At 48.3% G+C, this 8,606-nt stretch carries 9 protein-coding genes; 6 read left to right on the forward strand and 3 right to left on the reverse strand.

The features are described 5' to 3' along the window. A partial coding sequence (locus QT992_RS08645; RefSeq protein WP_333376831.1) for a hypothetical protein occupies positions 1-305 on the forward strand: 305 nt, incomplete at its 5' end. Between the two features lie 106 nt (positions 306-411). Further along, entirely contained in the window at positions 412-567 is a 156-nt protein-coding gene (locus QT992_RS08650; RefSeq protein ID WP_333147342.1) for a hypothetical protein, read from the forward strand. Here the strand turns inward: QT992_RS08650 and QT992_RS08655 are convergent. Further along, complete coding sequence (locus tag QT992_RS08655; RefSeq protein WP_333315713.1) at positions 552-1,322, reverse strand: ABC transporter permease; 771 nt, start codon at positions 1,320-1,322, stop codon at positions 552-554. The two genes, QT992_RS08650 and QT992_RS08655, sit on opposite strands and share 16 nt — an antisense overlap. Positions 1,323-1,336: 14 nt before the next feature. Further along, entirely contained in the window at positions 1,337-2,164 is an 828-nt protein-coding gene (locus tag QT992_RS08660) for an ABC transporter ATP-binding protein (protein ID WP_333147347.1), read from the reverse strand. Between the two features lie 383 nt (positions 2,165-2,547). On the opposite strand from QT992_RS08660, the gene QT992_RS08665 reads away from it, so the two are divergent. After that, positions 2,548-3,672 (forward strand): ABC transporter substrate-binding protein, encoded by a 1,125-nt coding sequence (locus tag QT992_RS08665; RefSeq protein ID WP_333315712.1) that lies wholly within the window; start codon positions 2,548-2,550, stop codon positions 3,670-3,672. 441 nt (positions 3,673-4,113) lie between these two features. Further along, the gene (locus QT992_RS08670) at positions 4,114-6,156 is read left to right on the forward strand and encodes an iron uptake porin (protein ID WP_333315711.1); all 2,043 of its coding nucleotides are present in this window, start codon (positions 4,114-4,116) and stop codon (positions 6,154-6,156) included. 228 nt (positions 6,157-6,384) lie between these two features. Here QT992_RS08670 and QT992_RS08675 read toward each other — a convergent pair whose 3' ends face one another. Next, positions 6,385-6,582 carry a hypothetical protein gene (locus QT992_RS08675; protein WP_333315710.1) on the reverse strand — a complete coding sequence of 66 codons (198 nt, stop codon included), beginning with the start codon at positions 6,580-6,582 and terminating at the stop codon, positions 6,385-6,387. Positions 6,583-6,663: 81 nt separating this feature from the next. On the opposite strand from QT992_RS08675, the gene QT992_RS08680 reads away from it, so the two are divergent. Together QT992_RS08680 and puuE are read left to right on the forward strand one after the other, a co-directional pair. Next, positions 6,664-7,392, forward strand: coding sequence for a GntR family transcriptional regulator (locus QT992_RS08680; RefSeq protein WP_333315709.1), 729 nt, complete (start codon positions 6,664-6,666; stop codon positions 7,390-7,392). 234 nt (positions 7,393-7,626) lie between these two features. After that, positions 7,627-8,532, forward strand: a complete 906-nt coding sequence (gene puuE / locus QT992_RS08685) for an allantoinase PuuE (RefSeq protein ID WP_333315708.1) — start codon at positions 7,627-7,629, stop codon at positions 8,530-8,532. Positions 8,533-8,606: the final 74 nt, after the last annotated feature.

Genomic DNA, 8,606 nt, shown 5'->3' on the forward strand with positions numbered 1-8,606 from the left:
GCATCTTGCCTGTTGCTGTGGAACAGGCATCTTGCCTGTTGCTGTGGAACAGGCATCTTGCCTGTTGCTGTGGAACAGGCATCTTGCCTGTTGCTGTGGAACAGGCATCTTGCCTGTTGCTGTGGAACAGGCATCTTGCCTGTTGCTGTGGAACAGGCATCTTGCCTGTTGCTGTGGAACAGGCATCTTGCCTGTTGCTGACTGGCGGGCAGGATGCCCACCCCACAAGAAAATTCAATCTTTGCCCCATGCCTAAGTCAATATCACCCGATCGGGGGATACTTCCCGCCGAAAAAGTTCTATAATAGTATCATAAGGCACAGAAAAAGATTCGGACATACCAAATAAAGCTGGTATGGTGACAGGTTTCCATGTGCCTCCCAGAAAAACAACAATCTTGGAGGCAAAGTTATGACATTCTTCAATCGCCAACTAACCAAAAAATCCCCCGCGCCAGTACCTGTAGAAGACATCAAACAGCCTGGGCACGAAGAACCTTTAGGCCACTTGCACCCCAATTTCCGGCAGTGGGTTTGGTTGAATCCATCCCATCAGCGCGCCCAGTAAATCAGGTATTTCTCAGCAGCAGCAAACAAGCTGTAAAGTACGGTTCCCATCACAGCCAAAACCATCAATCCTGCAAAACCTAAAGGCACGTCAAAGTTAGAACTCGCGGTGACAATTAAGTAGCCGAGGCCTTTGTTGGATGCTACTGTTTCCGAAATTACAGCGCCGACAAAGGCGAGGGAAATTGCTACTTTTAGGGATGCAAAAACGTAGGGTAAGGTGTGGGGGAACCCGACTTTTTGGAAGATTTCGATTTGCGATGCACCGAGCGATCGCATCACATCTTTCATCTCGGGTTCAACTGTATCCAATCCCAAAGCTACGTTAACTGCGATCGGGAAAAATGCCAGCAAAAAAGCAGTCAGAATTGCCGGCACCGTACCGATGCCAAACCACAGCGCAAACAGCGGCACTAATGCGACTTTCGGTACAGTATTGAACCCAACTAATAGCGGGTACAGAACTACATAGGCAATCCGCGAATACCCGATCAGAAACCCCAGCACTATGCCAGCTACAATGGCTATGCAAAAACCCGCTAAAGTTGTAAACAAAGTTTGTCCCGAGTTTTCGATCAGTGCTTTGCTTTGAGTTAAAGTGGCGGCGAGAATTGCAGAAGGTGCGGGCAAGTTGTAAGGGGGAATTTTTAAGAGCAATACCAGAATTTCCCACAGCACGAACAGCAAGATTGTAGCAGCAATTGGCATCACAATGCTTGCTGTTTTTGAGCGAGCAAATTTCTCTAACTTATCCATTGCTTTCTCGTTTTTTAATTGCGGTGAATGTGGCGGCGCAGTTCTGCTACGATGTGGTTGAAGTCATCCGACAGGATCATATCTAGATTAGTGGGACGCGGCAGGTTAACTTTGACTTTATAGACGATAGAACTCGGGCGCGGGCCCATTACATAAACAGTATCCGATAAGAAAACTGCCTCGCGCAAATCGTGAGTGATCAGGATGCAAACGCACTTCACCCGCATCCACAACTCTTGCAGCATCACCCACATTTCCTCGCGGGTGAAAGCATCTAACGCCCCAAAAGGTTCGTCTAACAGCAGTATTTCCGGCTGGTGAATCAAGCCCCGACACAGGGAAGCCCTCTGCCGCATTCCTCCCGATAATTGCCAGGGAAACTGTTTTTGAAAGTCTTGCAATCCGACGGTAGCTAACAATTCTTGGGCTTGGCGCACGAACTTTTCGCGCCGCTGAGGATCTTTAAATTCCCGCTTGTAAGGCTGCACTACTTCCAGCGGTAAAAGTACGTTGTCGAGGGTATTTCGCCAAGGCAAAAGCACGGGATTTTGAAAGGCAATGCCGACATTTTTAAGCGGTTTGGCAATCTTTTTGTCGCGAATCCGAATTTCGCCGATCGGCGCTGGAGACAGCCCGGAAACCATCCTCAAAATCGAAGTTTTACCGCAGCCGCTGGGCCCCACAAAGGACACAAATTCTCCTTGGGCGATCGACAGCGAAATTTCGTCAATAATTCGCCTCGGTTGGCCGTCAACTCGATACTCTAAACCCACTCGATCGAATTCCAACAGAGTCGGTTCTTGCGTTTCGATCGCATTTGTTAGCATTTTAGGCTGTACCACAGTTAGTCTAACTCCTTTCTTTAGTATAAACTCCGCCGTATCCTGTATACACAAATGGTTTCCAAATTTATATATCTATTTATTCTTGATATTTGGAAATTTTGCTGTATCCGAAAATACAAACTTTTGGACGAGCGATCGGGTAAGCGAGCGCAACATTACAGTTAGGGCAAATATCAACTTGTCTATTTGATTGTGGTTTGACAAAAAACTAAAAACTGTGTTTCTGTATACAGTCAGCCAATTAATTTGAGCATACCGTATACAAGAAACCCGATCGATGCTTAACTTTGAGGCAAAATTCGCAGAGATGGGCGAGATCCTTTGGTGCGCTCGATCGGTTTTTGGTTTGGTTTGTTGTCCAAATAGCAAGGTTTTTTTTCATGAAAAATACGTGGTTAGGACGATCGCTATCCCTAATGCCGATCGCAGCGCTACTAATTCTGAGTAGCTGCCAATCCCAGCAGCCGAATGCCGCAACTACCCCTGCATCAGGGGGAGCAACTGCAACAGCAACAGCCGCCGACACCGCACAGAAACGCACCATCAAAGTCAATCCATCTTGGCTGCTGCAAGGCGACAACGCACCGCTGACAATGGCGATCGACAAAGGCTATTTCCCCGCCGAAGGATTGGATGTCAAAATCGAGCGGGGCTACGGTTCCTCTGATACAATTACTAAAGTAGCAGCAGGCCAATTCGAGATTGGATTTGGCGATATTTACTCGATGATGGAGTTCAACGCCAAAAATCCCAACGATCCAGTAGTAGCAGTTGCAGTACCTTACAATCGATCGGCATTTTCAATTGTCACCCTCAAGTCGAGCAACATAGCAGATCCGAAAGGATTAGCCGGCAAAAAGCTAGGAGCTCCCGCAGGAGATGCACCGCGCAAATTGTGGCCGGTATTCGCCCAAAAAACCGGAGTGCAAGCCGATTCGGTAGAGTGGATTACAATGGAACCGAAGCTGCGCGAAACATTATTAATTAAAGGCGATGTGGATGCAGTGAGCGGTTTTGCGACAACCATCATCCCTGCATTAGAAAAAGCAGGCAAAAAGCCGGAAGATATGAATGTATTTTACTACACTGAGAACGGCTTAGATTTGTACGGAAATGCGATCGTGGTTAAAAAAGCCTTTTTAGACCAGAATCCCGAAGTAGTAAAAGGATTTTTGAGAGCGTATTTTAAAGGACTCCAAGATACCTTAAAAGATCCGACAGCCGGATTGGAATCGGTGGTAAAAGCTGGAGACAGCTTGATGGACAAAAATGCGGAAAAGCGGCGCCTGCAAATTGCTTTAGAAAGGCTGTACATCACTCCCGAAGTTGAAAAAGTTGGCTTGGGCGGAGTCGATCCAGCTCGTCTGGAAGCGACAGCAAAACAAGTAGCAGAAGTCTTACAGATTGAAGCTCCCCCAGTTAATAAGATAGTTGATGAGAGCTTTTTGCCTCCGAAAGAAGAGCGGGCTTTACCTCCTGCCGCCGATCGCAAACCGCTGACTTAAAAGAGCGAATACAGCGTATTCCAGGTTGATGAAATGTAGGGACTTAGGCTCAGCTCATTGGTGACAAGTTAACCCTAAAACCCTTGCTCAATCTCGTTTTTACCCAGTCCAGATCCCCCTAAATCCCCCTTCTTAAGGGGGACTTTAAAACTCTTGCTCCCCCCTTAAGAAGGGGGGCTGGGGGGGATCTTAGAGTTTGAAAACACGCCCTAGAGGGGATCTAGATTTAATAGTCAAACAGCAGTCTCTGACTGGGTTTGACGTTAAGTTGACACGAAGAAGGGATCTTGAAGTGTCCCTACAGAGAGCTAACGATGTGGGGTTTACTTCATAAATGTCGTATCTGATGTATTTTGCCGTTGTCCGAGATTGTTCGGTTAAAACCGCTCCTTGTCAAACAAAGTCCGCCTGCATGGACTAAAAAATTACGGTGTGAGGATAATGTCTAAATTTTTGTTTTTCCAAATTGTGCTGACAGCAACGCCAGCCTTTTTTTGTATTAATCTGCTGCATTCTCCTGGAATTTATGCGGCGGAAACTTCCGTTTCAGAAACCGAGGAAGCAACAGCCCCGACAGCAGAATTACCTGTAGCAGAATTGCCTGTCGCACCAATTGACACACAGATAAATTCTGCGGAAAAACCAGAAACAACCGCTGATATCGAAGTCGAAAAAGTGGCGCAAGCTGAGAATATTTCCGTCGCGACCGACAGCGAACAAATTGCCGAAATTCCTCAAAATAGCGAAATAAAGCAGACAGAAACAGCAGCCCAAGCATCCAGCGAATCGAACGAATTAGCCGAGTCAATTCAAACGCCGGAAAATCCGGCAACTATCGCCGACATCCAACAAACAGACAGCCTGGAAATAAACGATGCTGCCGAAATAGAGCAAGTCACCTCAGTTTCCCAACTCAGCGATGTCAAGCCTACAGATTGGGCATTTCAAGCACTGCAATCCTTAGTTGAGCGCTACGGCTGCATAGCAGGATATCCCGACGGCACCTATCGCGGAAATCGAGCCATGACACGCTACGAATTCGCCGCCGGTTTGAATGCGTGTCTCGATAAAGTTGCGGAGTTGGTAACAGCAGGAACCTCGAATTTAGTCAAAAAAGAAGATTTACAAAAACTCCAAAAACTGCAAGAAGAATTTGCGGCAGAACTAGCAACGCTGCGCGGTAGAATCGATGTATTAGAAGCCCGCACGGCGGAGCTAGAATCGAATCAATTTTCGACCACAACGAAACTGAATGCTACGGTTTGGTTCAACCTGACATCAGCATTTCCCACAGGCGATATCACCGCAGAACGCAGCCGCACCGCCCCAAACAGCCCCTTTGCTCCCCCAACTCGCGATGCCAACAACCGACCGACTCGCGTTGAGCGGGGGCAACCAGAAACTACTTTTAGCTCCTACGCTTTCTTGACGCTTAATACTTCGTTTACAGGCAAAGATTCGCTGGTGACTCAGTTAGTTGTCGGCAACGGCAACTCACCCGCAAACGAACTGGTATCGGCGGGTTTTTACAACACTTGGGGAACGCCGTTTTTAGATCAAACTGGCGTACCCACGGCTAATACTGTGGGAATTCGCGAGATGTCTTACACGTTTCCGGTGGGAGATAAAGTGCAAGTTTCCATCGGGCCGCGATTGAATTATTATCGGTATTTTGACGGCAATCGCTTCACGTTCTTTCTGAGGGGAGCCACGAGTTTTAACTCGAACGGAAGTACGCTGTTAAATGCAGTCGATCGCGGATCGGGCGCTGCTGTCACTTGGCAAGTTGCCAAACCGCTCAGGTTTACGGCTGCTTATATGGCTGAAAATACCGAATTTTTGAATCCTGCGGTATTCAATACGGCTAGCAATCCCAGCGATGGTTTGTTCAACAGTACAAACACGATGACAGCGCAGTTGGAATACGCCCCCAGCAACTCTTTCAATCTGCGGCTGCTTTACGCGCGATCGAGCCTCAAACCTTATAACGGATTCATCGGCGGCGCAGTGGGCGAACCGCTGCCTTACGGCTATGCAGATGACGGTTTCGGGGGCAGAGTTAGAGACTCCGGCGCCGATACTTTTGTGGTCAATTTTGATTGGTTGCTGAGCCGGAATTTCGGTTTGTTCGGGCGCTATTCCTACGGACAACTTGAGGTAAATCCGGTAAATCGCGATCGCTCTGGCGGAGATATTAAGGTACAGTCTTTGCAAGTCGGCATGGGATTTCCCGATTTGGGAAAAAAGGGGGCGCTGGGCGTGCTTTCATTTGTGATTCCCCACGATTACATATCGGGCCGCAGATTTTTGCTCTCCGGCGGGGGAAATGGAGGAACTCAGTACGAGGTAGAGGGTTCGTACTACTACCCGCTTACTAATAATATTGCGATCGTCCCGGCATTTTATGCTATCTTTAATGCCAACAACTTTGATGGCAACCCGACTGTATTTGTGGGAAATCTCCGCACTCAGTTTAGCTTTTAACCAAGGGGTGGGGGCGGGTTTATTTAGATTGTCTGCGCCATTTAAAACTGTAGGTGAACCCGCCCCTACAGGATTGACGATCGTGGTGTTATTGGGTAAATCTTAACCGAAATATTGCACCATTCCCATGACCTGTAGGGGCGGGTTCACCAATAGCCTTAAATAGTACAAACAGGTAAAATAAACCCGCCCCCACCCCACAAATAGCCCTCTATTAACATTACTCATTTAAAACGGAATGTCTTCTATCAGGCTCTTGTTTAAACCCCTGCCGTACTGCGTCCAAGCGCGTGGTTGTTGACACCTGCGGCCAAAGCCGCGCGTCCCCAAAAATATCACCTGCAATCTATACCTACCTGCTACATCAGCGTCAATGTGCTGTATCATTAATAATGAGTCAGCCAAAACCTCCTGATTATCTAACATAAAAATCTGAGAGATAAGGCTGAATCAACAATTTTTAACAATAGTAAACTAACTCTACTTTTAACTAAAGGATAACTGATTTTGGCTTTGTCATTTCGCGCGATTCGCCGCACTCAATCCCTCCACGAACAAACTTACCAAGCTCTCCGAACTGCTATCCTGTCGGGGGAATTAGCAGGCGGAGAACGCTTGATCGAAACTCAACTTGCTCAAATGCTAAACGTCAGCCGAACTCCGGTGAGAGAAGCTTTGTGCCAACTGCAGCGAGAGAATTTAGTGACGGCAGATCCGCATCACGGATTGCGCGTCGCTACGCTGTCGATCGCCGATGCGGAGGATCTTTACGATTGCCGCATTGCTTTGGAACAATTATCGGCCGCCGGGGCGAGTCAAAATGCGACACCGACTCAATTAAAACAACTAGAATCGATCGTCACTCAAGCAGAAAATAACACGCCCGCGCGCTCGGGCGAACTGACAAACTATCAATTGCTGTACGCAGATTACCAATTTCACCGCTTGCTAGCGCAAAGTTCCGCTAATTCTTGGTTGGTAACTCTGTTAGATCAGGTGTTTGACAAAATGATCTTAGTGCGGCTGCGCACAATGGAATACAATCCGGGAGTATTGGAAATCCGCAGCGAACACCGCCGCATTTATCAAGCTGTAATCGAACAAAATGCAGCCGCCGCAGAGCGAGCAATTAAAGAACATTTAATCGCCAGCAAAGCGCGGGTAATTAAAGAAATTCAGGAAATAGAACAGGAACGCGGCAAGATAGATACAGCATCTGCCAGGTTTATGAAGTAGGGACACGGCAGTACCGTGTCCCTACGGCGGGGAGAGATCGATCTGGGTGTTCTTCATAAACGTGGAATCTGCTATAAGTTAAAATAAGTGCGATCGTACAATTAAAAAAAATCACCTTTCCCGATCGCCACAGCAAAAACGTCAATTATTGCATTTTCCCTCTTCCTGATTCCCGATCTCCGTTACATCCGTTAAATCCGTCGAGCGAATCCGTTGCCGAACTTCCTTCTACTTATGCCAGCAAATTATCCGCGAGAATTAATCGGTTACGGGCAAAATCCCCCCGATCCTAAATGGCCAAATCGATCGCGCGTAGCCGTACAATTTGTAATTAATTACGAAGAAGGCGGAGAAACCTGCATCCTGCACGGAGATGCGTCTTCCGAAACATTTCTCTCAGAAATTGTCGGGGCCGTCCCCCTATCGGGACTGCGCCACATGAACATGGAATCCTGTTACGAATACGGCAGTAGAGCCGGTTTTTGGCGGCTGCACCGGATGTTTGTTTCCAGGGGAATACCGGTCACAGTGTACGGGGTAGCGATGGCCTTAGAAAGGCATCCAGAAGCAGTAGCAGCGATGTTAGAAGCGGATTGGGAAATTGCCAGCCACGGCTACCGCTGGATCGATTATAAGTATTTTGGAGAAGAAGCGGAACGGGAGCACTTGCAAAGGGCGATCGACATTCACACGCAAGTTACCGGCAGCCGTCCCCTCGGCTGGTATACCGGGCGCACGAGCCCCCATACTCGCAAGCTAGTAGTGGAGGAAGGCGGCTTTCTCTACGATGCCGACAGCTACGCGGATGATTTGCCTTACTGGGTGTACGAGTGCAACAGGCCCCACTTGGTAATTCCCTATACCCTCGACAACAACGATATGAGGTTTGCCACAAGTCAGGGGTTTAATTCCGGCGATCAGTTTTTTGCTTACCTGCGGGATGCCTTCGACTTACTCTACTCCGAGGGCGAGACAGCGCCCAAGATGATGAGTGTGGGGCTGCACTGCCGTTTGGCGGGGAGGCCCGGGCGGGCGGCGGCTTTGGGGCGTTTTTTGGATTACGTGCAGCAGCACGAAAACGTGTGGCTGTGCCGCCGCATCGATATTGCCCGACACTGGCACGAATATCACAAGCCGTAGCATTTTCAAGAACAGGCTTTCCGGCCTGTTCCACAAGAAATGAATTTTTTTGTGGGGTGGGCGTCTCGCCCGCC

This window comes from Microcoleus sp. T3_D1 (genome assembly GCF_036700405.1).
In the GTDB taxonomy this organism is placed as follows: Bacteria; Cyanobacteriota; Cyanobacteriia; order Cyanobacteriales; family Microcoleaceae; genus Microcoleus.